The organism is Ramlibacter albus (assembly GCF_014297445.1).
In the GTDB taxonomy this organism is placed as follows: Bacteria; Pseudomonadota; Gammaproteobacteria; order Burkholderiales; family Burkholderiaceae_C; genus Ramlibacter; species Ramlibacter albus.
In genome coordinates this window covers 1111471-1138020 of record NZ_JACORU010000001.1, presented here as the reverse complement: position 1 = coordinate 1138020, position 26550 = coordinate 1111471, and the positions used below count along the sequence as shown (strand labels likewise).

Sequence of the window (26550 nt, the reverse complement as noted above, 5' to 3'; positions counted from 1 at the left end):
GATTACTGTGTTGAGCGAATATTAGGGTTACCACTGATATTTTGCCAATTTTGATTTGTGATGCCTATCATTCAGGGCATCTATGGCCAGCTTCCGCAACCTCGACCTGAACCTGCTGCGTGTGTTCGACCAGGTGATGACCGAGCGCAACCTCACCCGGGCGGCGCGCAACCTCAACATGACGCAGCCGGCGGTGAGCAACGCGCTGAACCGCCTGCGCGAGTCGCTGGGCGACCGGCTCGTCACCCGCAGCGGGTATGGCGTCGAGCCCACGCCCCGCGCCGTGGCGCTGTGGCCGGCGGTGAGCGATGCACTGAGGCAGCTGGAGGCTTCGTTCGCGCCGGGCGACTTCACTGCCTCGGAGGCCAATAACACCTTCGTGCTCGCCATGGCCGATGCGACGGCTGCGGAACTGATGCCGGGGCTGGTGGAGATCATCGAGACCGATGCGCCGGGCGTGTCGATGCGCGTGCTGCCGCTCACCACGCGGGACCCGCGCAAGCTGCTGGACGAAGGCCTGATCGACCTCGCCGTCGGCTTCTTCCCCGCGGTGCTCGCGGATCTCACGGCCCAGGCGCAGGCCGGCCGGGTGGCGCCGTTCGACCACGAGCGCCTGTACCACGGCGAATATGTATGCGTGATGCGCGACGGCCACCCGTTGTCGCGCGGCCCGCTCACGCTCAAGCGCTATTGCGACGCGCACCACCTGCTCGTGTCGTTCTCCGGGCGGCCATTCGGCTTCATCGACCAGGCACTCGCCTCGCTCGGGCAGAAGCGGCGCGTGGTGCTCACGGTCAACCAGTTCTTCACCGCGGGACGGGTGGTGTCGACCTCCGACCTGCTCACGGTGCTGCCACGGCATTTCGTGCGCGTGACCGGCATGGCGGAGCAGCTCACGGTGCGCGAACTCCCCTTCTCCGTGCCGCCGGTGCACGTCGAGTCCCTGTGGCACCGCCGCCAGGGGCAGCGCGGCGACCATGCGTGGCTGCGGCTGGCCGTGGCGGCGGCAGCGAAGAAAGCATTCAACCCCGATTGACGGGCGCCGTCAGGTGCCCGACAGTGGCCGTGGCACACCGCTTGCGTCGTGCCTGCGTACCACCAGCAGGAGACACCATGCCCATCGCCGACAGCGGCCGCCGCCGCGCCCTCAAAGTGCTCGCCGCCACCGCGGCGGCCTGGAACCTGCCCGCCCGTGCGGCGTGGCCGGACAAGCCGATCAAGATCGTCGTCACCTTCCCCGCCGGCGGTGCGAGCGACATCGTCGCGCGCGTCGTCGCGGAGCAGCTCGCCTCCAAACTCGGCCAGGGTGTCGTCGTCGACAACCGGCCCGGTGCGGGCGGCAGCGTGGGCGGGCTCGTGGTGCACCAGGCACCGGCCGACGGCTACACACTGATGCTGTCCAACTCGACACCGATCTCCATCGGCCCGTTCGCGCTGGAGAAGCAGCCCTACGACCCGGTCGACGGCTTCACCCACATCGCGCTGATCGGCAGTGCCCCGTGCGTGGTCATGGCCAACCCGAAAGCGGGCATCAAGACGCTGGCGGACCTCGAAGCGGCGGCGAAGAAGGCCGGCCGCCTCGACTTCGGCTCCGGCGGCCCCGCCTCCATCGGCCACATCTACGGCGAGCTGATGAAGAACACGCTGGGCATCAACATGGTCCACGTGCCCTACCGCGGCGGCGCGCCGATGACCACCGACCTGATCGCCGGCGTGGTGCCGGTCGGCATCGACGTGCTCACCGCCTTCGTGCCCTACTTCAAGAGCGGGCAGCTCGTGCCGCTGATGGTGACCTCCGCCAGCCGCTCGCCGCTGGTGCCCGACGTGCCCAGCGTCGCCGAGCTCGGCCAGCGCAAGCTGGTGCTGGACAACTTCTTCGGCCTGTCCGGGCCGCCGAAGATGCCCGCGGACATCGTCGCGCGGCTGAACACCGCGGTGAACGAAGTGCTGGCGGTGCCCGCCGTGAAGACGAAGATGGGTGAGCTGGGCATCGCGCCCAACGCCGCGAGCCCCGGTGCCTTCACCAGCTTCGTGAAGGACCAGGTCGGCCAGCTCGCGCCCACGGTCAAGGGCGCTGGGGTTCGGCTCTAGGCAAGCCGCGGCGGGCTGGCGCTATGCTCGGCCGATGGCTGAGCCCGACGATGGAATTGCCCAACTGGCGCAGGCCATCGAGGAGATGCTGTGGGTGTGGGACGCGGCGACCAGCCGCGTGGTCTACACCAACCCCGCGTTCGAGCGCTTCTGGCACACCAGTGCCGCCCAGCTCGGCCCCGGCGCCGACGTGCTGCTCGACCGCATCGTCCCGGAGGACGCGCCCACGCTGAGGCGCCTGCGCAACGGCCTGCCCCTGGCCGGCTACGTCGAGGAATACCGCGTCAAGCTGCCGCCCGCGCGCGGCGAGCGGGCGTGGCGCAATGCGCGGCTGCGCGAGCGCGCGTTCGCGACCAAGGGGCCGAACGGCGAAACGCGCGTGACGCACGTGGCGCGCGACATCTCCTGGCAGGTCGACACCTCCGCGCAGCTGCGCGAGGAGATCAGCCGGCGCACCGACGCGGAACGCAGCCTGAGCGACGCGACGGCGCGCCTCGAAGCGCTGATCGCCACCGCGAACGACCCCGTCATCACCATCGACGAGCAGGGCCACGTGATCGACTGGAACCAGGCCGCCGAGCGCGTGTTCGGCTGGGCGCGGTACGAGGCGGTGGGCAAGCTGCTCACCGAGCTCATCATCCCTCCGGTGCACCGCAAATGGCACGAAGCGGGCATCCAGCGCTTCCTGCAGGACGGCTCCTCTCAGATCTTCCAGCGGCGCGTGGAGACTCGCGCCCTCAAGCGCAGCGGCGAGGAGTTCGACGTGGAGCTCTCGGTGTGGCCGGTTCGCACCGCGCAGGGCTACACCTTCAGCTCCTTCGTGCGCGACATCTCGCGGCGCAAGGCGCAGGCGCGCGCGCTGGCCGAGTCGGAGGCGAAGTACCGCAAGGTGGTGGAGAACGTGAACGAGGGCATCCTCATCACCGCCGGCGGCCGCATCCTCTACGCGAACCCGAAGGCGCTGGAGCAGACCGGGCAGGACCTCGAGACCGCCAAATCCAAGCCCTTCATCGAGTTCATCCACCCCGATGACCGCGAGCGCGTGCTTGGCAACCACCTCAAGCGCCTGCGCGGCGAGCCGGTGGAGAACCACTACCAGTTCCGCGTGATCCACTCCGGCGGCTCGGTGCGCTGGCTGGAGATCTCGGGCGTGCTGTTCGAGTGGCAGGGCCAGCCCGCGACGCTGAACTTCCTGATGGACGTCACCGAGCGCCGGCAGGTCGAGCAGGACATGCGCAACGCGCTCGCCCGCGAGCGCGAGCTGTCGCAGCTGAAGTCGCGCTTCGTCGCGGTGGCGTCGCACGAGTTCCGCACGCCGCTGGCCGCGATCCTTTCTTCGGTGGAGCTGCTCGACGACTACGGCGCGCGTTTGCCGACGCACGAGCGCAAGGAGATCGTGCAGCAGATCCGCAGCGCGGTGACGCGCATGAACGGCATGGTCGAGAACATCCTGCTCACGAGCAAGCTCGAAGCGGGCCGCCTCGCTTTCGACCCGCTGCCGCGCTCGGTGCCCGACCTGCTGGTGCAGGTAGCCGCGGAAATGGACCAGGCGAACCCGCAGGCCTCGCGCATCGAGATGCGCTGCGACGGCCTCGACGAGCCTCGCCTGATGGACGTGAAGCTCGTGCGGCACATCCTCGTCAACCTGCTGGGCAACGCGCTGAAGTACTCGCCGCCGGACACCGTGGTGGAGTGCTATGTCGCCACCGAGCACGACGACGACCGCCTCGTGTTCTCGGTGCAGGACCGCGGCATCGGCATCCCCAAGGACGACCTGCCGCGCCTGTTCGAGACTTTCCATCGCGGCGGCAACGTCGGCAACATCCAGGGCACGGGCATCGGGCTGAACATCGTGAAGGAATGCGTCGAGCTGCACCAGGGCACCATCGAAGTGGAAAGCGAGCCCGGCCACGGCACGATCTTCCATGTGCGGCTGCCGGCCCCCGTTGTGGCCCCGGCTTCCGCACAATGAGCGGGTGAAAATCCAGCTTCTTTCGGACCTGCATCTCGAAACCCAGCCCAAGTTCGTTGCGACGCCCGCACCCGATGCGGAACTGCTGTTGCTGCTCGGGGACGTCGGTTCCTACCAGCGCAACTCGAAACTGCCCGGCGAGGACTTCGGGCTCGACCGCTTCTCTCCGAGGCTCGGCACGTGGCCCGTCCCCGTGCTCTACGTGCCCGGCAACCACGAGTACGACAACCTCGACTTCGACGCCACGCATGCGCGGCTGCGGGAAACGTGCGAGCGGCTGGGCATCACGTGGCTGGAGCGCGAAGTCCTCCTCATGGGCGGAGTACGCTTTATCGGTACCACCCTCTGGACCGACTTCGACGCGCTGGCCGACGAATCGACGAACGAGGAGCGCCGCATCAAGCTGCGCCACAAGGCCTTTCGCGCCGCGAACTTCTACCTCGAGAAGATGGCCGGCACCCGCTACGGGCGGCCGTTGCTGGCGGAGGAATGGCGCGAGCTCGGGTGCAAGTGCCGCAAGTGGCTGGCGGCCGCGCTCGCGCAACCGTACGAAGGCACCACCGTCGTCGCGACCCACTTCGCGCCGAGCCTGCGCAGCGCGGACCCGCGCTATGGCGTGACGCCGGGCACGGCCGGCTTCTGCAACTCGCTGGACGAGCTGCTGCCGCTGGCGCGGTACTGGCTGCACGGGCACCTGCATTGCCCGCAGGACTATGTCGAAGCGGGCTGCCGCGTCGTCGCGAATCCACTGGGGTATGCGTACCGTCGCGAGCAGGACGCGTTCGTACCGCACTTCGTGCTGGATGTCCGATGACCGTTGCGCGTTACCCCTGCGAACAATTCGCGCGAGTCGTTTACCCGAAAAACATGGAAGGAAGCGGCCACCCTTGCGAAACTTCGCAGCGGCCACATCTACAACGCGAAGGGAGCCTGGCCATGAAACACCAACACCCGCTGTGGACACCGACGCTCGCCTGGATGGCGGCGGTCGCTGCCGCCGTGTTGCTGGCGCTGTTCGGGCCGGAGCTGTCCGGCCTGCACAACTTCCTCTCGCACGACGCGATCCTCTTCAACTCGCATTAGGCGAGCGATTTCTCCGCCGCCGCCGTCAGCGCGGCGGTGAGCGAGTCCAGCACTTCCGATTCCAGATTCCAGCAGTGCCAGTAGAGCTGCACCGGCACCGCATGCGCGGGCGCCAGGTTCACCAGCTCGCCCCTCTCGAGCAGCGGCCGTGCCAGCAGCTCCGGCACCACGCTCACACCCCAGCCTGAAAGCACCGCCCGGACCTGGCCCTCCGAGCTGGGCACGAACAGCTGGTTGAGCGCCACACGCTTCAGGCCGAACGCTTTGCCGACGAATTCGGCCTGCATGTCGTCCTTGCGGTTGAACGCGATGAAGGGCACGTCGCGGAAGTTGTGCGGCGTGAGCCCTTTCGGGAATCGCTCGTGCGCCAAAGCCTTCTGCGCGATCGCGATGTAGTTCATCGCGCCCAGCGGCACCACCTTGCAGCCACGCAGTGCCTGCTTCAGCGTCGTGACGCAGCCCAGCACCTGCCCTTCGCGCAGCCACTCGTGCGTGAAGTCCTGGTCGTCGGTGATGATCTCCATCGGCAGGCCGTCACGGGCCAGCCCGTTCAGGGCCGGCAATGCCCAGGTCGCGATCGAGTCGGCATTGATGGCGATCGAGACGCGCTCCTCCTCTCGATTGCCACCCGCCGAGCTGGGGGCCAGTTCCTTCAGGTCGCGCTCCAGGTCGGCCCGCAGCAACCTCAGCTGTTTCGTATGCTTGAGCAGCAGCTGGCCTGCCGAGGTGGGCTTGAGCGGCCGGCTGCGAACGATGAGCACCGTGCCGACCTGCGCCTCGAGTGCCCTCAGCCGTTGCGACACCGCCGACTGCGTGATCGACAACCGCTGCGCTGCGCGCTCGAAACCGCCCTCCTCCACGATGGCGGCCAGGCATTCGAGGGCGTCCGGGTCGAAGGTGCTCATATAAGCTGTCCTGATAATTTCGCAGAGAGTTTAATTTTCCTTTTCAAGAGGCGCAAGGCGTCGCAAACTTCCGGCCTATGCAGATCCTTGTCCTCGGCGCCGGCATCATCGGCATCAGCACCGCCTACCACCTGGCTGAACGCGGCCACGACGTGACCGTGGTCGACCGCCAGCCCGGCGCGGCCCTGGAAACCAGCTTCGCCAACGCGGCGCAGATCTCGGTGAGCTACTGCGAGCCGTGGGCCAACAAGCATGCGCCGGCCAAGCTCGTGAAGTGGATGTTCCGCAACGACGCGCCCCTGCTCTTCCGCCCGCAGTTCGACTGGCAGCAATGGCGCTGGGGCCTGCAGTTCCTCAGCCAGTGCCATGACGGCGCGTTCGAGCGCAACGTCGAGCAGCTCGTGGCCCTCGGCAACTACAGCCACGCCGCCCTGAAGGACGTGGTCCGCGCCACCGGCATCGAATACAACCGCCTCGAGCGCGGCATCGCCCACTACTACACCGACGAGAAGAGCTTCGAGTCCGCCGGCGAAGCCGCCGCGCTCATGCGCAAGTACGGTGTCGACCGCAAAGTGGTGAGCAAGGAAGAGCTGTTCAAGATCGAGCCCGCGTTCAAGTCGTTCGCGCACCGCATCGTCGGCGGCACCTACACCGCCAGCGACGAGAGCGGCGACGCGCGCGTGTTCACGCAGGCGCTGGCCGAGCGCTGCGCCGGCAAGGGCGTGCGCTTCCTGTACAGCCACGACATCGAACGGCTCGAGAAGGCCGGCGGCGCCGTGCGCGCCGTGCACGTGAAGGACAAGGCGACCGGCAAGCTCACGCGCCTGGTGGCCGACGAAGTGGTCGTGGCCATGGGTTCGTTCACCGCGCCGCTGCTGCGCACGGTGGGCGTCAACCTGCCGATCTACCCCGGCAAAGGCTACAGCGCCACGTTCAAGCTGAAGAAGCCCGAGCTCGCGCCGTTCGTGAGCACGATCGACGACGAGCTGAAGATCGCGATGAGCCGCCTCGGCGACGAGCTGCGCGTGGCGGGCACGATCGAAGTGGCGGGCTACAAGCTCACGCTCGACACGGAGCTGGCGAAAGCTCGCTGCCGCATGCTGGCCCAGCGCATCGAGGCGGTGCTGCCCGGCGTGTGCGACACGCGCACGGAAGAAGAAGGCGGCAATCCGCGCTTCTGGACCGGCCTGCGCCCCGCGACGCCGACCAACATCCCGTACATCGGCCGCACGAAGGTGGCCGGCCTGTGGGTGAACGCCGGCCACGGCACGCTGGGCTGGACCCACGGCGCCGGCTCCGGCAAGGCGATGGCGGAGCTGATCAGCGGCCGCGCGCCGAACATGGGCGCGTTCAGGTTCTACGGCTTCGACGCGCCTAAGGCCGCAGGGCAGCCCACACTGTCGCCGGCGTAAGCGGCATCTGCAGGTCACGCGCGCGCTGGGGGAACCCTGCGCGCGCGACTGCATCTGCCACGGCATTCACGATACAAGGCGTCGCGCCGATCGTGCCCAGTTCGCCGACGCCCTTCACACCCAGCGGGTTGTTCTTGCAGGGCACCGTCTGGTCCATCTCCGTGCGGAACTCGCACTCCACCGCATCCGCGCGCGGCGCCGCGTAGTCCATCAGGCTGCCGGTGAGCAGCTGGCCGCTCTCCGCGTCGTACACCACCTGCTCGCACAGCGCCTGGCCGATGCCCTGGATCGCGCCGCCATCGAGCTGGCCGCGCACGATCATCGGGTTCACCACGCGGCCCACGTCGTTCATGCTCGAATAGGCGACGACGCTCACTTCGCCGGTGTCGGGGTCGAGCTCCACTTCACTGACGTGGCAGCCATTGGGCCAGCTCGGGCCGGAGACTGCTGTCGTGCTGTCGATGTGGATGCGCTGATCGGGCTGCTTGCCGGCGACATCGAACAAGTCGATCGACAGGTCCGTGCCCTTCACCGTGAATCGGCCCGACGCATAGTCGAGGTCCTGCGCGCTCGCCTCGAGCGCCTGCGCGGCGAGCTCACGCGACTTCTCCAGCGTCTTCTCCGCGCCGACGCGCAGCGCCGAGCCACCGGTGAACAGCGAGCGTGAGCCCGCGCTGCCGAAGCCGTCGCCGCGGTCCGTGTCGCCCAGCACCACCTTCACCTTGTCCATCGTGACGCCGAACACGTCCACGACGAGTTGCGCGAGCGTGGTGGCGATGCCCTGCCCCATCGCGTTGACCGCCGAGTAGGCCTCGATCACGCCGTCGGCACGCACCGTGACGGTCACGCGCTCTTCCAGCGCGTTGCCGCCGGTCCACTCGAGGAAGGTCGCGAGCCCCAGCCCGCGAACCTTGCCGCGCGCCTTGCTCTGCGCCGCGCGCGCTTCGAAGCCCGACCAGTCCGCGAGCGCCAGCCCCTCTTCCATGATCTTCTCGAACTCGCCCACGTCGTACACCTGCCCCATGGGGTTCTTGTAGGGCATTTGCTCCGGTCGCACGAAGTTGCGGCGGCGCAGCTCGACGCGGTCGATGCCGGTCTGGCGCGCCGCCTCGTCCATCAGCCGCTCCATGAGGTAGATGGACTCGGGGCGCCCCGCGCCGCGATACGCACCGATGGGCGCGCAGTTGGTCATCACGGCCTTGAAGTGGAAGTCGATGACGGGCACGTGGTACACGCTCGTCTGCACCCACGGCCCGATCATCAGCGGGATCGCCGTGTTGGTCCCGGTGGCATACGCGCCGACGTTCGCCATGCCGCGCAGGCGCATGCCGAGGATCGCGCCCTGCGCGTCGAGCGCGAGCTCGGCGTGCTGCGTGACGTCGCGGCCGTGCGTGGCGGAGAGGAAGTCCTCGCTGCGGTCCGCCGCCCACTTCACCGGCCGGTTGAGCTGCTTCGCGCAGTACGCGACCACCGCATCTTCGGGATACAGCCCCGTCTTCATGCCGAAGCCGCCGCCGACGTCCGCCACGATCACGCGCACCTGCTCCTTGGGCAGGCCCAGCACGGCATCGCAGAGCGTGTTGCGCACGCCCGAAGGCATCTGCGTGCTCATGCGGATCGTCAGGCGGCCATCGTCGGCCATCCATGCCAGCACCGCGCGCGGCTCGATCGACAGCGGCGCCAGCCGCTGGTTGTGCACGACGAGCTTGACCACCTGCGCGGCCTGCGCGAACGCGGCATCGGTCTTGTCCGCGCTGCCGTGGCGCATCTCGCAGGCAATGTTGTCGGGCGCCTCATCCGTCAGCGCGGGCGCGTCGCCCTTCGTCGCGTCCTGCGCGTTGGTGACCGAAGGCAGCTCCTCGTACTCCACCCACACCGCCTCCGCGGCATCACGCGCCTGCTGCAGCGTGTCGGCGACGACCACCGCGACCGGCTCGCCCACGAAGCGCACGCGCTCGTGCGCGAGCGGGCGCCGCGGCGCGCTGACGCCAGGCTTGCCGTCGGCGCGCCGAAAGCCCGCTGTGCCGGGGATCGGCTTCACGCCCGCCGCGACCAGTTCGGCACCGGTCAACACCGCCGCCACGCCGGGCATGGACCTGGCATTCGCCGTGTCGATCGACGTGATGCGGGCATGTGGATAAGGCGATCGCACGAACACCACACGCAACTGGCCCGCGGGTGCCGCGTCGTCGGTGTACTGGCCGTGGCCCTGGAGGAGGACGTCGTCCTCGATGCGGCGAACGGCCTGGCCGCTGCCGAAACGCTGCGCAATGACTTCGTTCATGGAGCCGCACTATCGCTGATTTCCAGCGAACGTGCAGTCAGCGCTGCGAACCCGCCTCCGCCGAGAGCTTGGCGGCCATCCACCGCGCCAGGTCCACCCACATCTGCCGCATCTCGGCATCCAGCGGCGTACGCATGGCGTTGGGCAGCTCGATCGTCACGACCGGCACGCCCTTGTGCACGCCGCCGTAGTTGCCCAGCGACCCCGGGAAGATGCCCACCTGGTCCAGGTACAGACGCCCCAGCTTGGACGGCGGCACGGAGGGCCCGTCGAAGTCGAGCACGCCGTACGGCGCATGGATCGCCACGATCAGGTGCGGCTTGAACTGCTGCATCTGGTCGTGCACGTAGCGCGACTCCGGCTCCGACAGCGCCTTCGGGCCGGGCCAGCGGCGCGGGTCCTTGCGGGTGCGCTGCTCCCAGTAGATGGCCGCGTCGCGCGCCCAGTTGGGCGTGGCGAAATTGCGGTTGAGGTCGACACCATTGGCATTGGTGCGCCGGGGCGGGTGCGCCAGCAGCCCGTCCGGGTTGACAGCGGGCACGAAGCGCCAGTGCACCGCCTGCGGCAACTCCAGCTTTTCCTCGGCGGCCAGGCGGATCCAGTGCAGCGCCAGCGAAGCGGACGACAGCTCGTCCCCGTGGATCGCGCCGATCACCAGCACGCGCAGCTTCGCGTTCTCTTCCTTCACGTCGCGCACGAAGAGCGGCACGCCCTTGACGGACTTCGCCGGGCCTTCGGCCAGCTCGGCGGACTCGCACAGCGCCCGCGTGACGTTGGGCAGCTTGCCCACGAACACGTCGCACGCCTTCGACGCGTGCGCCAGCGGCGCCGCGCACAGCGCCGCCACGGCGAGCCAGTGTCCGGGCGCCAACCCCTTCATTCGTCCTTCTCTCCCGGCTCGTACAGCGCCTCGCGGCCCATGCGGTCCAGCACGAGCTCGGCGGTCCACGGCAGCATGAGCGAGCCGCAGCGGCTGTCGCGGTACAGGCGCTCCAGCGGCAGGTGCTTCATCATGCTCTGCCCTCCGCAGGTGCGGATGGCCAGCCGGGCAATGTCGTTGGCGCCTTCCATGACGGTGTAGTGTGCGGCATAAAGCCGCATGCGCTCGTCCCGAGACGGGTTGGGCTTCGCTTCCATGACGGCGCGCAGGAATATCGCACGCATCTGTTCGAGCTGGATGCGCATCTGGGCCACCGCCACCTGCTTGGTCGGGTACATCCGGCGCTTGACCGGCGGCTCGCCGGGCACCTCGCCGCGCAGGTACTGCACCGTGAAATCGTAGGCCGCGTTGGCAATGCCGAGGTACGTGGGCGCGAGCGTGAAGAACATCGCCGGCCAGGTCTGCGCGCCCTTGAAGTACACGCCGCGCGGCATGAGCTGCTCGTCGTCGGCGACGAACACGTCCTTGAACAGCAGGTTGCGGCTGACCGTGCCGCGCATGCCCAGCGGGTCCCATTCGCCGCTGATCGAGAAGCCTTCGCTCTTCGCCGGCACGGCGAGGTAGAGCGTGTCGCGCGCATCGGGGTGCTGGTCGCCCTTGTCCTCGGTGCAAAGCACGCCGTAGTAGTCCGCCGCGCCGGAGAGCGACGCGAAGATCTTGCGGCCGTTGACGACCCAGCCGCCGTCCACCTTCCGCGCCGTGGTGCCGAAGGGCGCGCGGCCCGCAGCCGCGGCGCTGCCTTCGGAGAACGGCTGCGCATAGATGGCGCCGTCGTTCACGACGCGAGCGAAGTGCAGCTCGCGGCGCTTCGCGTGCTCCGCGCGCTGCGCCTCGGTCATCGGGATGCCGTCCGCGAGCACGCCGGTCCACATCGTCGAGCAGATGTGCATGTTGTACGTGAGCGCCGTCGCGCCGCAGTAGCGGCCGATCTCGGCGGCGACCATCATGTAGGTGGCGTAGTCGGCGCCGAGGCCGCCGTGCTCCTTCGGCACGCACAGAGCGAGGAACCCGGCACCCCGCAGGTCGTCGTAGTTGGCAAAGGGGAAGCTCGCCTCCTCGTCCCACTTCGCGGCGCGTGGCGCGAACTTCGTCGTGCCCAGTTCGCGTGCGACCGACAGCAGCTCGCGCTGTTTCGGCGTGAAAGCGTGGTCGCCGACGGCGGGCGTGAAGCCGAGTTGGGGCAATGCGTCCATGGAGCTCCTTGCAATCAGTCCGTGCGACCGCCGAGCGACCGGAGAACGCCGTACCAGAAGAACGCGCGCTCGATGTTCGCGTCGTCCCGCGCCTGCAGGAAAGCGGCGGTGTGGACCATCACGATCCCCGTCGCCGGCTGCACGAACAGCCCCTGCCCGTGCACACCCCACATAGCGAACGTCCGCTCGCGCAGCGGCAGCAGCCAGAACTGGTAGCCGTACCCGGCAAAAGGCGTCGCCTTGCCGGGCTGGAAAGCCGCGGGCTGGCGCGCGAGGTCCGTGGCGTCGAGCAGGTACTCGCGTGAGATGAGGGCCTTGTCGCCCACGCGCCCGTCGCGCGCGAGCATCAAGCCGAGGCGCGCCCAGTCGCGCAGGCTGGCATTGAAATACGCGAACGCGCCTTCGTTGCCGTCGGTGTCGGTCATCCACAGCGCATCGCGTTCGGCGCCAAGCGGCTGCCACAACCACTCCTGCGTGAGCTGCGAGAGGTTCTTGCCGGTCGCGCCCTTGAGGACGCGGCCGAGCACCTGCGTCTCGCCGCTGGCGTACACGAACTTCTCGCCGGCCGCGGAATGCCGGGCCGTGATCGACTTCAACACGGAGGTGACGCCGCCGTGGTTGAAGGCGCCCACCATGCGGGCGACGTCGTCGGCGCCGTCGTAGCGCTCGGTGAACACGAGTCCGGACGACATGCGCAGCAGCTGCCGCACGGTGGTCGCGCCGTAGGGGCTGCCTTCGAGCTCGCGTGCGTACTTCGCCGCCGGGTCGTCGAGCGACGCGATGAGGCCGCGCTCCAGCGCCATGCCCACGAGCAGCGAGGTGACGCTCTTGGCCATGGAGAACGACAGGAAGCGCGCGTCGGGCGTGCGGCCGTAGCGGTAGCGCTCGACGACGATCTCGCCGTCCTTCATCACGATGAGGCCGGTGACGCGCTGCCGCTCGAGGTAGTCGTCGAGCGTGTACTCGACATTGTTGAAGCGGTACCTGATCGCCGCCGGTTGCGCCGCCACGCGCAACGGCTGCACTTCGCTGCCGGCGGAGACGACGCGCGTGCGCACGCCGGGCACCTTGTGCATCGCGGACCAGGAGCCCACGCGGTTGGGGTTGCTGTACCAGTCGGCCGCCACCGGGTAGCCCAGCGGCTTGCCGAGGATGACCTCGTCCGGCTCCGACTGCGCCGCGCCGCACAGCAGCGCCAGCAGGACTGCGGTTGCGATTCGACCCATGTCCGCTCTCCTCCAGTGAAGCTAGTGAAGATGCCGGGGCAGCGCCAGGAAATTGAGCACGAGCCCGTCGAATTCGTCCGGCGCCTCCAGGTTCTGCAGGTGGCCGATGCCCTTCATCTCGATGTAGGTGCTGCCGGCGATCCGGTCGGCCATCTTCTTCATGACGGCAGGGGGCGCATTGCGGTCCTGCTCACCCGCGATCAGCAGCGTGGGCACATGGATGCTCGCAAGGCTCTCGCGGCGGTCGAAGGTCACGATGCATTCCAGCGCACGCCGATAGGTCGCGGCGGGCACCTGCCCCATGCAGTGCGTCGCGAGGCGCACGCCCTCGGGCAAGGAGCCCGGGCCGACCATCTGCGGCACCAGCGTTTCCGCGAGTTCCGCCATGCTCTTGCCGGCATCGAGCGGTGCGGTGCGCTGCGAGATGAATTCGCGCTGCCAGTCGCCGTCCGGCTTGCCGAACGAGGGCGAGGTACCGCACAGCACGAGCCGGCTCACCAGCTCCGGCCGGCGCGCGACCACCTCCTGCGCGACCATGCCGCCCATGCTGTGGCCGATGAGCGTGACGCCGGTGCACTTGAGGCTTTCGATCAAGGCGATGCAGCTTTGCGCCAGCCCCTTGAAGGTGTAGGGCTCGATCGGCGCACTGTGGCCATAGCCCGGCATGTCCCACGCGACGGCGCGGTAGCCGGAGCCCGCGAAGGTCTCCACCTGCGGCGCGAAGGAGAGGTGGCCGCCGCCGATGCCGTGCAGCATCAGGATGGTGGGGCCGCCGCCCAGTGCGGTGAAAGCGGGGATCGATGTCATGCCACCACCTTGCCCGCGTCCACGACCGTCGCGCCATCGAGCTGCACGGTGCAGTTGCGCAGCGGCAAATCGAAGTGCCCGAGCGTGTGCCGCCCGGCCACTTCGTTGGCGCCGGTGCTGTAGAGGAAGTTGCCCGCGAACGCCCGCAGCTCCGTGCCGTTGAAGTCGCGCTTGTCGTACATCGCCATGCTGTCCCAGCGCGCCTTCGCGTTCAGGCCGTAGCCGACGTGGCTGACCGCGTAAGCGTCGCGGTCGCCCCACGCCTCGATGTAGCTGCGCATGAGGTCCGCGTCGGTGCCCGTGCCTTCGATGCGCGTGACGTAGTCGTCTTCGATGCGAAGCGTCACGGCGCGATCGAGGTAGCGCTTGAAGGTGAGATTGACGTCGCCTTCGGCCAGCACCAGCGTGCCGTTGACGCTGCGTGCCGCCGGGAAGGCCAGCGCCAGCCCGCCGGGCCAGTGCGTCATGGTGCCGGGGCGCGTGGTGTAGCCCCAGTTGCCGCCGCACACGGCGCCTTGCAGGGAGATGGTGAGGTCGGTGCCGGCCGCGGAGGTCACGCGCATCCGCTTCGCGGCGCGCAGGCGCTTCACGTGGTCCTTGACCAGCGGCTCGATCGTGTTGTCCGGCAGCAGGCGCACCAGCGCCTCGGGATGTTCGTTGCTGACGTAGATGACACGCGCGCCGCCCTTGAGGATGGCGGGCAGCTCAGGTGCGTGCATCAAGCCTTCAACGGTGCAATCGACCACGAGCGTGCTGCCGGCCAATGCGGACACCACCGGCGCAATGTTGCGCAGTACGGGCGAAGCGCCGGTCGACCTTGCCACGGGCAAGTCGCTGCTGAACAAGCTTGGCATTTCGACACTGAACACCTGCGCGCCCAACCGGGCGGCTGCGAGACGGGCCAGCGCCACAAGCGCGGGCCGGCTCTGCGATTCGGAAAGCACGGCGACCGTGTCGCCGCGTTGGACGGCGCAGCGCGTGAGCACCGCCTCGAAGGCATCCAGCCACGCGGGCTCCAGGGTTTCTTGCTGCAGCATGGGAATCCGATTCGCCCCATAATACATGAAATTTCATGTAAAGAACGTTGAACCCCCCTCCCCGCAAGGCCCAGCCACCGATCTTCTCGCCGCAGGAATTCCGGGCGGCGCTGGGCATGTTCGCGACCGGCGTCACCATCGTCACGGCCCGCACGGCCGATGGCCAGGTGATCGGCCTCACGGCCAACTCGTTCAACTCCGTTTCGCTCGAGCCGCCGCTGGTGCTGTGGAGCCTGTCGCGCGCGGCGGCTTCGCTCGCGGTGTTTTCCGCCGGGTCGCACTACGCCATCAATGTGCTCGCCGCGGACCAGAAGGCGCTGGCCGAGCGCTTTGCGGCCAAGGGCGCGGACCGCTTCAGCGGCGTCAGTTTCGACGAGGGCGCCGGCGGCGCGCCGCTGTTGCACGGCGCGGCGGCGACGTTCGAGTGCTTCAACCGCAGCCGCTACGAGGAAGGCGACCACGTGATCTTCGTGGGCGAGGTGGAGCGCTGCACGCACCGCCCCGGAGCTGCGCCGCTGCTCTTTCATGGTGGCCGCTACTACACCGAGCACGCCATATGAACGAGCGCTTCGTCGACGGCTACCTCGGCTACCTGCTCGGCCAGGCGAACCACGCGCTCTACAAGGACTTCGATGCGCAGGTGCGCGCAGCCGGGCTCAGTTCGATCGAGTGGCGCGTGCTCGCGACGCTGCACGACAGCGAGCCGCTCACCGTGAGCCAGCTCGCGCACGAGGTGCTGTCCAAGCAACCCACTGTCACCAAGCTCGTGCAGCGCATGTGCGAGCAAGGCTGGGTGGAGCTGAGCGCCTGCCCGGACGACCAGCGCCGCACGCTCGTCACGGCGACCACCGCCGGCCGCAAGCTCGTGCGGCCGCTGATCGACAAGGCGCGTGCGCACGAGGCGTCGGTGCTGCGTTCGCTGGGTGCTTCGGAGAAGGTCGCGCTGCGCAAACTGCTGGCCAAGCTCGCGAGCCAGGCGTAGCACCTTCGTTGTCGCCCCTGCGATCTGGATAGCATCAGCGCCGATGGTCCAGCGCAAAGAACACCTCGACACCCTCGCCGTCACCCTGCTCGTGGCGTGCTGCCTCTTCTGGGGCCTCCAGCAGATCCTCATCAAGAGCACGGTCGGCGAGATCCCGCCGCTGTGGCAGGCGTCGATGCGTTTCGCGGGCGCGACGCTGCTGCTGTGGCTGTGGTGCGTCGCGCGCAAGGTGCCGCTCTTCAGCCGCGACGGCACGCTGAAGGCCGGCCTGCTCGCGGGTGCCCTGTTCGCGAGCGAGTTCACCTGCATCTACCTCGGCCTGCGCGACACGACCGCGTCGCGACTCACCGTGTTCCTCTACACATCACCTTTCGTTGTCGCCCTGCTCCTGCCGCGGCTGGTGCCCGCGGAGAAGCTGCGGACGGTGCAGTGGGTGGGCCTGTTCATCGCCTTCGCCGCCGTCGCACTCGCCTTCAGCGAGGGCTTCACGGGCGGCAGCACGCCGCGCCAGCTGCGTGGCGATGCGCTCGGGCTCGCCGCCGGGGTGTTGTGGGGCCTGACCACGCTCGTGATCCGCGCCTCCGCGATGGCCACGGCGAGCGCGGAGAAAACGCTCTTCTACCAGGTGGCGGTAACCGCCGTGGTGGCGCCCTTCCTGTCGCTCGCGCTCGGCGAGACATGGTCGTTCCACTACTCGGCCTATGGATGGACGTCGCTGGCGCTGCAGACCGTGATCGGCGCGTTTGCCAGTTATCTCGCATGGATGTGGCTGCTGCGGCACTACCCGGCGACGCAGATGTCGTCGTTCGTCTTCCTCACGCCCGTGTTCGCGCTCGTGTTCGGCGTCGTGCTGCTGAAGGAGCCGCTGACCGTGCAGCTCGTCGTGGCGCTGGCCGCCGTGGCAGGCGGCATCGTGCTGGTGAATCGCAAGCGCGCTTAGCGCGCCTGGATGACGAGGCCCGCGGTGAGCGTGCGGGGCCGGCCGGGGAACAGCAGGTCGGCACCGTATGCGAAGCCGGCGTCGCGCCAGTAGCGGCGGTTCGCGAGGTTTTCGACGGCCGCTTGCAGCGCGACCCGCTCGCCGATTTCCCAGCGCAAGCCGGCGTCGAACCGGTCGTACCCCGCCACTTGGGCCAGCCCATCGGCACGCGCGTTGCGCCTGCCGCTGTGCAGCCAGCGCAACTCTGCGCGCAGTCCCGGCAGGTCAGGGAGCATGGCCGCCACCCAGGCGGAGGTGCGCAGGCGCGCCACGTTCTGCACCTGGCGGCCATCGTAAGCGGGCTCACCCGTCCCTCTCGCGACCGCGCGCAGGGCGGCGCCTTCGACGCCGGCCTCGATGCTTCGGCCCCATGTGCGCTTGGCCGCGAATTCGATGCCGGTATGCACCTGCGTGCCCGCCTGCGTGAAGTCGCCCAGGCCGGCCCATGAACTGCCCGCGGGCTGCACGAAATGGAAAGGCCGCGCCATCCGGAAAGCGGTGATGGAGAGTTCGCGGTCGTCAGCCATGCGGCGCCATCCCGCCTCGAACTGCCGCATCTCGCGCGGGGGTAGCAGCGCACCGGCGTTCTGCGCGGCGACCGGTGCTTCCGCGCCGAAGTCGATGGACCGCGCGGCATTGGCGAACAGGATCTCGCCCTCGGCGCGCTCCCACGCGAGCGCCGCATGCGGCAGCAAGCGCGCCGCACCGCGACCTTGCGACTGTGCGATGTGGGCAGCTCGCGCACCGACGGTCACTCGCCACTTGCGCCACGCGATTTCGTGCGCGGCGAAAAGCGCGCCCTGCCGTGCGATGCGCTTCGGCAGATCGGCGCCACTGGCGGGCGGCGCCGGCAAGGGCTGCGCAACGCGGTCCAGTGAGCCGGTGAGCGCACGGCCCGCGTCGTCGACCAGCGTCGTCGAATACAGCTGCCGCTGCTCGATGCGCCGCCGCACCTGCTCCAGCCCCACGCGCCACGCGTGGTGCGCCGCGCCCGCCACCGACTCGCCGGCGAGCGACGTGATCGCGTGTGTCGTGCGCCGCCGCTCGAAAGAGCGGTAGTCGTACAGGACGTAGCTGCGGTCGGCGCAGAAGAAGTGATACGGCGCATCGTTGCAGCCCAAGGGAAACGCCAGGCTGTCGTCGATGCGCGCGGCCGCGTCGCTGGCTGCCCAACGCAGTTTCAGGGCCGCAGCGAGGTCGTGTTCGCTGCGAACCGCCAGCAGCCGGCTTTCGTTGCGCACCGGCCGGCTCCACGGCTGCTGGTTGATGTTGGTGCGCGGGTCCACCTCCGGCGCCATCGTGCCGCCCAGCAACTGGAAGCCGGGGACTGCAGGCTGGGCACGACGGCCGTAGGCCGTGTCGAAATTCAGGTGCCAGGCGGTGGAAGGTGCGAGGTCGAAAGCGGCCCCAACGAAGTCCCGATGGCCTTCGGCGTGGTGCTCGACCGGCTGCATCGCTTCGTGCGCGAGGTTCAGTCGCCAGCCGAACCCATTGGTGGCGGCCCGGCCCAGGTCCACCAGCGCATAGCCGCCCCCACGCTGGCTCGTTTCGAGCCGCAAGGCGCGGACATCCGCGGGCCGCTTCGTGATGAAGTTGATCGTGCCGGCGGGACCGACGTGGTTGCCGCTGCCGCGCACGACTTCGATGGCCTGCTTGTCGTCCAGCCCGATGTGCATTTCGGCGGGCACCACCAGGCCGTTGATCCGGTAGGAGCTGCCATGGTCCAGCGCAAACCCGCGCACCGTGAAGTTCTCGTAGTAGCCCGTGATCGCGTAGCTCTCCCCGATCGCCGGATCGCTTTGCAGCGCCGACGAGATGCTCCGCAGCCCAGGTCCCGAGAGGTCCTCCGCCACGCGCCAACCCGCGGGCACCGCGAAAGGCTCGCCCGAAAACATCGAGCCGGGCACCGCACGCGTTGCGCGCACGCTCACCTCCGGCAGGGGCGTCGCCGTCTGCGCACGCAGCGCGAGCGGCAGGCACAGCAGGCTCAGGCAAGCGGCGGCGCGAATCGCCATGAGCGTTCCATGAGGGCATCGACGTGCCCCAGGGCGGTTTCGAGGCGCTGTTGCGGCGAGCCCTCCAGGACGGCATGCGGCAGGCCCTTCTCGGCGAGCCGCTCGAGGAAGCACGCCGTCATCCAGCCACGGATCGACTCGCCGTCGCGCAAGCCGTCCTGCTCGAAAGGCACGCCGCGGTCGTGGGTGACGAGGTAGAGGTCGCCCGGCTCTTCCGCCGCGATGCGCTCCACATGCGGGTCGCGCGAACCCATGTACCGCTCATGCCAGATCGCCGTGGCGAAGGCATCGGTATCGCACACGAGCACGGGACCGCCCTGCGCGGCCGCCTCGCGTTGGCGGCGCAGCTGCTCGCGCGCGATGTCGACGAACTCTTCGCTGCGCCAGGCGAGCTGTTCGAAGCGCGGCGGCACTTCACCTGCGAGCTGCGCCTGCGCGGTCGCGCGCGCGAACTTGTGGACGCTGTATTCGCGGCCGTACTCGCCCACCCAGCCCGTCTCCGTGAACGCACCACCGCGCGACCGCAGGCTCGATTGCAACGCGCGCGACAAAGTCGTCGTTCCGGTTGATTCGGCGCCGACCACCACGACGCGCACGGCGAGCGACCGGCGCACGGGCGCCGCGAGGAACCCCCAGTGCCCCGGCAAATCCGCCCGGATTCGCGTGGCGGAAACCGGAACCAGCGTCCGCGCCGTGTCGAGCGTCACCGCCGTGGCATTGAACCGCCGCGCGAGCTCCTGCCCGTACGGCTCCGACGTGAACACCGCGGTAACCGGCGGCGCGCCGATCCACGCGAGCGCTGCGCGCATCAGGGCCACGTGCTGCGACCACACGGTGTCGCTGTGCAGGTCCATCGGCACGTCGTCGGTGATGCCCGTGACCGCGACGTTCGCCGACCGTGCGTGCGCGTCGCGCATCCAGCCGACGCGCTGCTGCAGCGGGATGCTTTCGCACGTTGCGGCCATCACCACCACGGTCACGCGCTCGCAACAGGCTGCAGCCGTCTGCACCAGCAAGTGGTGCCCCGCATGCGGCGGGTAGAACTTGCCGATCACGAGCCCGTGCTTCACGCCGCCTCCTGCGCGGCAATCCTGCGCGACCAGTGCCGCCAACCCGCGACGCACAGCCCGAGGAAGAGGACGTACAGCACCGCTGTGAGCGGCAAGGAGCGGCTCCAGTAGAGCGGAACCGACACGATGTCCACCGCGATCCACACCCACCAGCAATCGATCCAGCCGCGCGCCTGTTTCCAGGTGGCGAGCAGGCTGAAGGAGAAGATCACCGCATCGGGCCACGGGACCGGGCTGTCGCTGTGCGTGCGCAGCAGCCATGCGCATGCGGCGGTTGCGAGCATCGCTGCGACGAGCCCCAGCACCAGTTCGCGCATGGGAGCTCGCGACACGCGGATCACACCTTCGCGCCCCTGCCCCTGCCGCCACTTCCACCAGCCCCAGCCGCACAGCACGCAGAAGACGAGCTGCAGCCCCGCATCGGCGTAGAGCTTCGCATGGAAGAACACCCACGCAAAGCACAGCACGCTCACGATGCCGGTCGGCCACGTGGCGATGTTCAGCCGCTGCGCATACCACACGGAAGCGAGGCCGGTGACGAATGCCACCGCCTCGACCGGTGAGACGGCCTGGCCCGCGAGCTCCATAAGTTGTACTATACAACCATCAACGGAGAAGTCCATGGACACCGGCCTCACGCTCCTCGTCATCGACCCGCAGAACGACTTCATGGACATGCCCGGCGCGGCGTTGCCGGTCGCCGGCGCCAAGGCCGACATGGCGCGGCTGGCCGCATTCATCGACCAGGCGCAGTCGCGCATCGACGCGATCTGCGTCACGCTCGACACGCACCACAGCGTGGGCATCGAGCGGCCGGCGATGTGGGTGCAAGGCGATGGCCGCGACGTCGCGCCGTTCACCCAGGTCAGCTCCGCCGACGTGCGCGCCGGCAAGTACCGGCCGCGCCGCGACGGTGACCTGCCGCGCGTGCTGGCCTACCTCGACGCGCTGGAAGCCGGCGGCCGCTACTCGCTGATGGTGTGGCCGGTGCATTGCGAGGTGGGCACCTGGGGCCACAACGTCGAGGACGAACTGCGCGCCGCCTACAACCGCTGGGAGGCCGCGCGTCTCGTGCCGGTGCGGCACGTCATGAAGGGCATGAACGCCTGGACCGAGAACTACAGCGCGCTGCAGGCCGAAGTGCCGGACGCCGAAGACCCCGAGACGCAGCTGAACACGCGGCTCGTCGCGCAACTCGACCGCGCCTCCACCATCGCCATCGCCGGGGAAGCCAGCAGCCACTGCGTGCGCGCCACGACCGAGCACCTCGTGCAGCACATGCCCTCGCGCAATGCTGGCAAGATCGTGCTGTTGCAGGACTGCATGAGCCCCGTGGCGGGCTTCGAAGCGCAAGCCGGTGAATTCCTCGACGCGATGCGCCGCAAGGGCGTGCGCGTCACCACCACCGCCGGGCTGCTGCGGGACGTCGACGCCTGAACACGGGAGCCCACGCCATGGCCGTCATCACGAGCCTCATCGACACGGACCTGTACAAGTTCACGATGTGGCAGGCCATGCTGCATCGCCACCCGCAGACGCAAGCCGAGTACACGTTCAAGTGCCGCAACCGGCCCGAGTACCCGCTCGCCGAACTGCTGCCGGAAGTCGAGCGCGAGCTGGACCACCTGTGCTCCCTGCAGTTCCGCGAGGACGAGCTCGCGTACGTGGGCGGTCTGCGCTTCATCAAGAGCGACTTCGTCGACTTCCTGCGCATCTTCCGGTTCCAGCGCCGCTTCATCGACGTGCAGGCGGACGGCGAGGACCTGCGGATCGTCGCGCACGGGCCGCAGGTGCATGTGATGGCCTTCGAGATCTTCGTGCTGGCGATCGTCAACGAGCTGTACTTCCGCCGGTTCGATGCGCAGCGCGCGCTGGAAGAAGGGCGCAAGCGGCTCGCGGCCAAGATCCAGATGCTGCGCGACTTCGCAAGGCGCCCGCAGAAGGCGCACCCCTTCGAGCTGTTCGACTTCGGCGTGCGCCGCCGCTTTTCCGGCGCGTGGCAGCGCGAGGTGGTCGCGCGGTTTCAGGGCGAGGCGCCGCAGTTCTTCAAGGGCACGTCGAACGTGCTGCTGGCGCGCGACCTCGGCCTCGTGCCCATCGGGACCATGGCGCACGAGTACCTGCAGACGTACCAGGCGCTCGGCGTGCGCCTGCGCGACTTCCAGCGCGCGGCACTCGAGGACTGGGTGCAGGAATACCGCGGCGACCTCGGCACGGCGTTGACCGACGTCGTCGGCATGGACGCCTTCCTCGCCGACTTCGACCTCTACTTCGCCAAGCTGTTCGACGGCCTGCGCCACGACTCCGGCGACCCCATCGAATGGGGCGAGAAAGCCCTCGCGCACTACCGGAAGCTGCGCATCGATGCGCGGACTAAGCGCATGGTGTTTTCCGACGGGCTTGACCTGCAGAAGTCGATCGAGATCTACGACGCGCTCGCGGACCGAACGCAGCTGGGTTTCGGTATCGGCACCAACCTCACGAACGACATGGGGCTCACGGCGCTGAACATCGTGATGAAGCTCACTGCCGCGAACGGCCAACCGGTGGCCAAGCTCTCGGACTCGCCGGGCAAGACGATGTGCAGCGACGAGACTTTCCTGGCCTACCTGCGCCAGGTGTTCCAGGTGAAGGCGCCTTGAGTCAGCAGTCGCACCACTCGGGGCGGTCGACGCGCTCGCTGTCGATGACCACCATCACCCGCCCGGGGTAAGGCAACTTCGGCGTGGGCCGCGTGGCGTCCAGCACGCCATGGCGCTCCACGAAAGCCAGCATCGAGGGCGGCAGCAGCACGCAGCCGTCGGAGTGCGGCTGGCCGAGGTGGCCGATCGCGGCACTGTCGGCGGCGCGCGCGCACAAACGCACTTCGCACTGCTGCATGCGGCCGGCGACGAAGCTCGGGCGGCGCGTCATGAACTCCAGCTCGCGCACTGCGGCGGAGGACGTGCGTTCGAACACGCCGTCCGGCGTTTCGTTCGCCGGCAAGGCGCCGGTACTCGCCGGCGCTGCACCGACCAGCTGGTAGTGGCCGGGCATGAGCCGCCAGTAGAGGAAGGCCACCTGGATGTTCACGTTCTTGTCCACCGCCAGCAGGTACTGCGGCGCGTTGCCGCCCTGCCAGCCTTCGGGCAGCTGCATCTCGGTCATCGAGCCGTAGAGCAGCGCCTCGGAGCGCGGCACGTCCAGCTTCTGGATCACCTCCCGGCGGAACAGCTCGGCGAGTTCGGAGGGCGTGCGGATCTCGGCCGCCGCCGCGGGCCGCGGCAGCACCGCGGACGCGAGCGCACCCAGGACGAAGTGCCTTCGCCGCAGGGTGGGGGTGGGATCGTGCAGGCCCATGCCACCCATTCTGGGAAGCGGGGCCGCCGCCCGCCTTGCGGGCGGTCAAGTGAAAGTTTGCGCTGGATCAGGAACGCAGCAGCAGCTCGTGCGGGCGCAGCGGCTCCTTCTCCGGCGGCACGCGCGCGGCCTCCTCGGCCTGCTCCTGCGCGATCTTCTTCGACAGCGTGAGCCTGAAGTGCGACAGCGCCGCATCCGCGGCGATGGCCTGCATGCGGTACTGCGCGTCGGTGTCGATCACCTTCTGCTGGTGCTCGATGATGTGCTTGTCTTCCATGAAGCCTTCGATCAGGCTGTCGCGCAGCGACCGCGAGATGTTGGTGTCGCTGCCCTCGAAGTTGTTCAGGTAGACGAAGAAGAAGTGCGTCGTGCGCCGCGTCTCGGGCGTCATGAACTGGCAGTTGCGGTATTCGCGCGTGCCCTCGCGGTTGCCGCGCTCGCTGCCGCTGCCCGCGGGCGAAAACATCGACTCGAGGAAGAAGATGCCCGGGATGAGCATGCGGCCGATGTTGCGGCGGTCGACGTTCTTCGCCTTTTCGTCGGCCGGCAGCACCTTCCTGTGGAAGGGCGGCGGCGGTGCGTCCATGTGCCAGCGCTCGACGCGGAAGCCATCGTCCAGCCGCTCGATCGCCACCGGCTTGGTCTTGTACGCGTACTCCTCCGAGCCGCCGAGCGTGTTGGTGTGCACGAACGCGAGGTGCGCGAAGTCGGAGAGGTTGTCGACGATCAGCAGCCAGTTGGCGTCGTAGTGCATGTACTCGGGGATGCCCTTCCACTGCGCATCGCGCAGGTACGGGTAGTCCACGATCTGCGAGGCGTCGGCCTTCTCGGCATCGCCCATCCAGATCCAGACAAGGTGGTCCTTCTCCACCACCGGGAAGCTGCGCACGCCGAGCTTGGGCGGGATGTTCTCCTGCCCGGGAATCTGGATGCACTTGCCCGAGGGGTCGAACTTCAGGCCGTGGTACATGCAGCGGACGCACTCGCCTTCGCGCCGGCCGATGGACAGCGGCGCGCCGCGATGGCAGCAGCGGTCGCGCAGCGCGACGACGCGCCCCGTCTCGGCCTTGTAGAGAACCACGGGCTCCTCGAGGATCGTGCGCGCCAGCATCTTGCCGTCGATGAGCTCGTGGTCCCAGCAGGCCACGTACCAGCAGTTTTTCAGGAACATGGGCCGATGCTAGGCAGCGGGGCGCCGCTTCGCAAGTTCCACGTAGAAGTCCAGCGACGCGGGGTTGGCCATTGCATCCTTGTTGACTACTTTGTCCACCGGCTGGCCCAGCAGCAGCTTCTTCACGGGCAGCTCCTGCTTCTTGCCGGTCAGGGTGCGCGGGATCTCCAGCACCTGGAAGATCTCGTCCGGGATGAAGCGTGGCGACAGCGCGGTGCGGATCGCACCGTTGAGCTTGGCCTTCATCGCGTCGTCGAGCTGCACGCCGGGCCGCAGCACGACGAAGAGCGGCATGTAGCTTTCGCGCCCGAGGTATTCGAGGTCCACCACCATCGAGTCCAGAACCTCGGGCAAGGCCTCGACGGCCGCGTACAGCTCGCTCGTGCCCATGCGCATGCCGTGGCGGTTGATCGTGGCGTCGCTGCGGCCGTAGATGATGCAGCTGCCCGTGGGCGTCACCTTCAGCCAGTCGCCGTGCCGCCAGATGCCCGGGTACATGTCGAAGTAGGACGAGAGGTAGCGCTTGTTGCCTTCGTCGTTCCAGAAGTACAGCGGCATCGAGGGAATGGGCCGCGCGCAGACGAGCTCGCCCACTTCGCCAATGACGGGTTCGCCTTGCTCGTTCCACGCTTCGACCGCGCAGCCGAGCAGGCGGCACTGCATCTCGCCGGGCACGAGCGGCAGCTCGCGGTTGCCGCCGATGAACGCGCCCGCGAAGTCGGTGCCGCCGGAGATGTTGGACCACCACATGCCGGGCGTGCCGATGCGCTCGAACTGCGCGTTGACCCAGTTCTGCACGTCGGCCGACAGCGGCGAGCCGGTGGTGCCGAGCGCGCGCACGTTCGTGAGGTCGCCGCAAGTGGAGAGGTCGATCTGCGCCTTCATGCAGTTCGCGAAGAACGCCGCGCCTGCGCCGAAAAAGGTGGCCTTCACATCCGCGCCGAAGCGCCACAGCGTGGTCCAGTCCGGCTTGTCGCGCGGACCGCCCGGGTTGCCGTCGTAGATGCAGCAGGTGGTGCCATTGAGCAGGCCCGCCATCTGCGCGTTCCACATCACCCAGCCGGTGGAGCTGTACCAGTGGAAGCGCTCGCCGAGGTTGTTGGGCTTGTAGCTGCAGCCGATGTCGCTGTGCAGGACGAGGTGCGCCAGCATCACGATGGCGATGCCGCCGTGGCCGTGCACGATCGGCTTCGGCAGGCCGGTGGTGCCGCTCGAGTACACGATCCACACCGGGTGGTCGAAGGGCAGCCACACCGGCTCGAACGCCGCGACTTCCGCGTCGTCACGCGAGCAAGCCTGGGCGAGGCCGGCGAAAGGCTGCAGCGCCTGCGTGTCCACGCCGAGGTTGTCCAGCAGGACGAGGTGCCGCACGCTCGGCAGCGCACTGCGCATCTCGGCCACCACCTGCGTGCGGTCGTAATCGCGCATGCCGTAGGTGACGCCGTCGCACGCGATCAGCACCTTGGGCTCGATCTGCCTGAAGCGGTCCAGCACGGCCGGCGTGCCCATGTCGGGCGAGCAAATGCTCCAGATGCCGCCGAGGCTGGCCACGGCGAGGAAGGCGACGATGGTCTCCGGCACGTTCGGCAGGTACGCCGCCACGCGGTCGCCGGGCTCGAGACCCTGCTCCTTCAGGTGCAGGGCGAGCGACGCCGCCTGCCGCTTCAGCTCGGGCCAGGACAGCTCGCGCGCCACGCCTTTCTCGTTGCGGCTGATCACCGCCGGCAGGCCCGCCGCATGGGCCGCATCGGCATGGCGGAACACCTGTTGTGCGTAGTTGAACTGTGCGCCTTCGAACCACTTCGCGCCGGGCATCCTGTCGTCGGCGAGCACGGCGGTGTGCGCCGTGGGCGACTGCAGCTCGAAGTAGTCCCAGATGCTTTGCCAGAACCCGGGCAGGTCGGTCGTGGACCAGCGCCAGAGCGCGTCGTAGCCGTCCAACGAGAGCCCGCGCTTCTTCTGCAGCCAGTCCTGGTACAGGCGGATCTGCGGCACGTTGGGCGGCTTCGGCTGGTATTCATCGCGCAGCTGGCGCTTGAGCACC

At 68.6% G+C, this 26550-nt stretch carries 24 protein-coding genes; 11 read left to right on the top strand and 13 right to left on the bottom strand.

All coding sequences use genetic code 11. The features are described from left to right. Positions 1 to 82: 82 nt before the first annotated feature. The 5 genes from H8R02_RS05220 to H8R02_RS05200 all read left to right on the top strand — a co-directional run bounded on the left by H8R02_RS05220 (position 83) and on the right by H8R02_RS05200 (position 5146). Positions 83 to 1036: a LysR family transcriptional regulator gene (locus H8R02_RS05220; protein WP_187080258.1), complete on the top strand. Its 954-nt coding sequence runs from the start codon at positions 83 to 85 to the stop codon at positions 1034 to 1036. A gap of 77 nt (positions 1037 to 1113) precedes the next feature. Then, positions 1114 to 2091: a Bug family tripartite tricarboxylate transporter substrate binding protein gene (locus tag H8R02_RS05215; protein WP_187080257.1), complete on the top strand. Its 978-nt coding sequence runs from the start codon at positions 1114 to 1116 to the stop codon at positions 2089 to 2091. A 34-nt stretch (positions 2092 to 2125) separates the two neighbouring features. Beyond that, on the top strand, positions 2126 to 4063 hold the full coding sequence (locus H8R02_RS05210; protein WP_187080256.1) for a PAS domain S-box protein: 1938 nt from the start codon (positions 2126 to 2128) through the stop codon (positions 4061 to 4063). A 4-nt stretch (positions 4064 to 4067) separates the two neighbouring features. Beyond that, a complete protein-coding gene (locus H8R02_RS05205) occupies positions 4068 to 4877 on the top strand; it encodes a metallophosphoesterase (protein ID WP_187080255.1) in 810 nt (269 codons plus the stop codon). A 122-nt stretch (positions 4878 to 4999) separates the two neighbouring features. After that, the gene (locus tag H8R02_RS05200; protein WP_187080254.1) at positions 5000 to 5146 is read left to right on the top strand and encodes a hypothetical protein; all 147 of its coding nucleotides are present in this window, start codon (positions 5000 to 5002) and stop codon (positions 5144 to 5146) included. On the opposite strand, the gene H8R02_RS05195 is transcribed toward H8R02_RS05200, so the two are convergent. After that, complete coding sequence (locus tag H8R02_RS05195) at positions 5143 to 6051, bottom strand: LysR family transcriptional regulator ArgP (RefSeq protein WP_187080253.1); 909 nt, start codon at positions 6049 to 6051, stop codon at positions 5143 to 5145. The genes H8R02_RS05200 and H8R02_RS05195 overlap by 4 nt on opposite strands. Positions 6052 to 6128: 77 nt before the next feature. On the opposite strand from H8R02_RS05195, the gene H8R02_RS05190 reads away from it, so the two are divergent. Further along, positions 6129 to 7463: a D-amino acid dehydrogenase gene (locus H8R02_RS05190; RefSeq protein ID WP_187080252.1), complete on the top strand. Its 1335-nt coding sequence runs from the start codon at positions 6129 to 6131 to the stop codon at positions 7461 to 7463. On the opposite strand, the gene H8R02_RS05185 is transcribed toward H8R02_RS05190, so the two are convergent. Genes H8R02_RS05185 through H8R02_RS05160 form a run of 6 tightly spaced genes read right to left on the bottom strand, consistent with a single transcriptional unit; the run spans position 7426 to position 14950 of the window. Next, positions 7426 to 9747: a xanthine dehydrogenase family protein molybdopterin-binding subunit gene (locus tag H8R02_RS05185; RefSeq protein ID WP_187080251.1), complete on the bottom strand. Its 2322-nt coding sequence runs from the start codon at positions 9745 to 9747 to the stop codon at positions 7426 to 7428. The genes H8R02_RS05190 and H8R02_RS05185 overlap by 38 nt on opposite strands. Before the next feature lie 37 nt (positions 9748 to 9784). Continuing rightward, on the bottom strand, positions 9785 to 10627 hold the full coding sequence (locus tag H8R02_RS05180) for a DUF2817 domain-containing protein (protein ID WP_187080250.1): 843 nt from the start codon (positions 10625 to 10627) through the stop codon (positions 9785 to 9787). Beyond that, on the bottom strand, positions 10624 to 11880 hold the full coding sequence (locus tag H8R02_RS05175; RefSeq protein ID WP_435531254.1) for an acyl-CoA dehydrogenase family protein: 1257 nt from the start codon (positions 11878 to 11880) through the stop codon (positions 10624 to 10626). The genes H8R02_RS05180 and H8R02_RS05175 overlap by 4 nt, the downstream gene beginning before the upstream one ends. A 14-nt stretch (positions 11881 to 11894) precedes the next feature. After that, positions 11895 to 13106, bottom strand: a complete 1212-nt coding sequence (locus H8R02_RS05170; RefSeq protein ID WP_187080249.1) for a serine hydrolase domain-containing protein — start codon at positions 13104 to 13106, stop codon at positions 11895 to 11897. 21 nt (positions 13107 to 13127) lie between these two features. Beyond that, positions 13128 to 13913 carry an alpha/beta fold hydrolase gene (locus H8R02_RS05165; RefSeq protein WP_187080248.1) on the bottom strand — a complete coding sequence of 262 codons (786 nt, stop codon included), beginning with the start codon at positions 13911 to 13913 and terminating at the stop codon, positions 13128 to 13130. After that, positions 13910 to 14950: a 2,5-dihydroxypyridine 5,6-dioxygenase NicX family protein gene (locus H8R02_RS05160; protein WP_255429149.1), complete on the bottom strand. Its 1041-nt coding sequence runs from the start codon at positions 14948 to 14950 to the stop codon at positions 13910 to 13912. The genes H8R02_RS05165 and H8R02_RS05160 overlap by 4 nt, the downstream gene beginning before the upstream one ends. Before the next feature lie 47 nt (positions 14951 to 14997). Here H8R02_RS05160 and H8R02_RS05155 point away from each other — a divergent pair, with 47 nt between their 5' ends. The 3 genes from H8R02_RS05155 to H8R02_RS05145 are packed head-to-tail and all read left to right on the top strand — an operon-like array spanning position 14998 to position 16872. Beyond that, the gene (locus H8R02_RS05155; protein WP_255429148.1) at positions 14998 to 15510 is read left to right on the top strand and encodes a flavin reductase family protein; all 513 of its coding nucleotides are present in this window, start codon (positions 14998 to 15000) and stop codon (positions 15508 to 15510) included. Then, complete coding sequence (locus H8R02_RS05150; RefSeq protein WP_187080247.1) at positions 15507 to 15932, top strand: MarR family winged helix-turn-helix transcriptional regulator; 426 nt, start codon at positions 15507 to 15509, stop codon at positions 15930 to 15932. The genes H8R02_RS05155 and H8R02_RS05150 overlap by 4 nt, the downstream gene beginning before the upstream one ends. 43 nt (positions 15933 to 15975) lie before the next feature. Next, complete coding sequence (locus H8R02_RS05145; protein ID WP_187080246.1) at positions 15976 to 16872, top strand: DMT family transporter; 897 nt, start codon at positions 15976 to 15978, stop codon at positions 16870 to 16872. Here H8R02_RS05145 and H8R02_RS05140 read toward each other — a convergent pair. The 3 genes from H8R02_RS05140 to pnuC are packed head-to-tail and all read right to left on the bottom strand — an operon-like array spanning position 16869 to position 20583. Further along, on the bottom strand, positions 16869 to 18926 hold the full coding sequence (locus tag H8R02_RS05140) for a TonB-dependent receptor (protein ID WP_187080245.1): 2058 nt from the start codon (positions 18924 to 18926) through the stop codon (positions 16869 to 16871). The genes H8R02_RS05145 and H8R02_RS05140 overlap by 4 nt on opposite strands. Further along, positions 18899 to 19996, bottom strand: coding sequence for an AAA family ATPase (locus H8R02_RS05135; RefSeq protein WP_187080244.1), 1098 nt, complete (start codon positions 19994 to 19996; stop codon positions 18899 to 18901). Before H8R02_RS05135 ends, H8R02_RS05140 begins: the two co-directional genes overlap by 28 nt. After that, entirely contained in the window at positions 19993 to 20583 is a 591-nt protein-coding gene (pnuC, locus tag H8R02_RS05130; protein ID WP_187080243.1) for a nicotinamide riboside transporter PnuC, read from the bottom strand. The genes H8R02_RS05135 and pnuC overlap by 4 nt, the downstream gene beginning before the upstream one ends. Positions 20584 to 20617: 34 nt before the next feature. On the opposite strand from pnuC, the gene H8R02_RS05125 reads away from it, so the two are divergent. Continuing rightward, positions 20618 to 21433, top strand: coding sequence for a cysteine hydrolase family protein (locus tag H8R02_RS05125; protein ID WP_187080242.1), 816 nt, complete (start codon positions 20618 to 20620; stop codon positions 21431 to 21433). Positions 21434 to 21450: 17 nt separating this feature from the next. After that, positions 21451 to 22638: a nicotinate phosphoribosyltransferase gene (gene pncB, locus H8R02_RS05120; protein ID WP_187080241.1), complete on the top strand. Its 1188-nt coding sequence runs from the start codon at positions 21451 to 21453 to the stop codon at positions 22636 to 22638. Position 22639: 1 nt separating this feature from the next. Here the strand turns inward: pncB and H8R02_RS05115 are convergent, their stop codons facing one another. The 3 genes from H8R02_RS05115 to H8R02_RS05105 form a co-directional block, all read right to left on the bottom strand. Then, entirely contained in the window at positions 22640 to 23335 is a 696-nt protein-coding gene (locus H8R02_RS05115; protein ID WP_187080240.1) for a hypothetical protein, read from the bottom strand. A 67-nt stretch (positions 23336 to 23402) separates the two neighbouring features. After that, positions 23403 to 24506, bottom strand: a complete 1104-nt coding sequence (locus H8R02_RS05110; RefSeq protein ID WP_187080239.1) for a Rieske 2Fe-2S domain-containing protein — start codon at positions 24504 to 24506, stop codon at positions 23403 to 23405. Positions 24507 to 24515: 9 nt separating this feature from the next. Then, a complete protein-coding gene (locus H8R02_RS05105; RefSeq protein WP_187080607.1) occupies positions 24516 to 26534 on the bottom strand; it encodes an acetoacetate--CoA ligase in 2019 nt (672 codons plus the stop codon). Positions 26535 to 26550 lie beyond the last annotated feature (16 nt).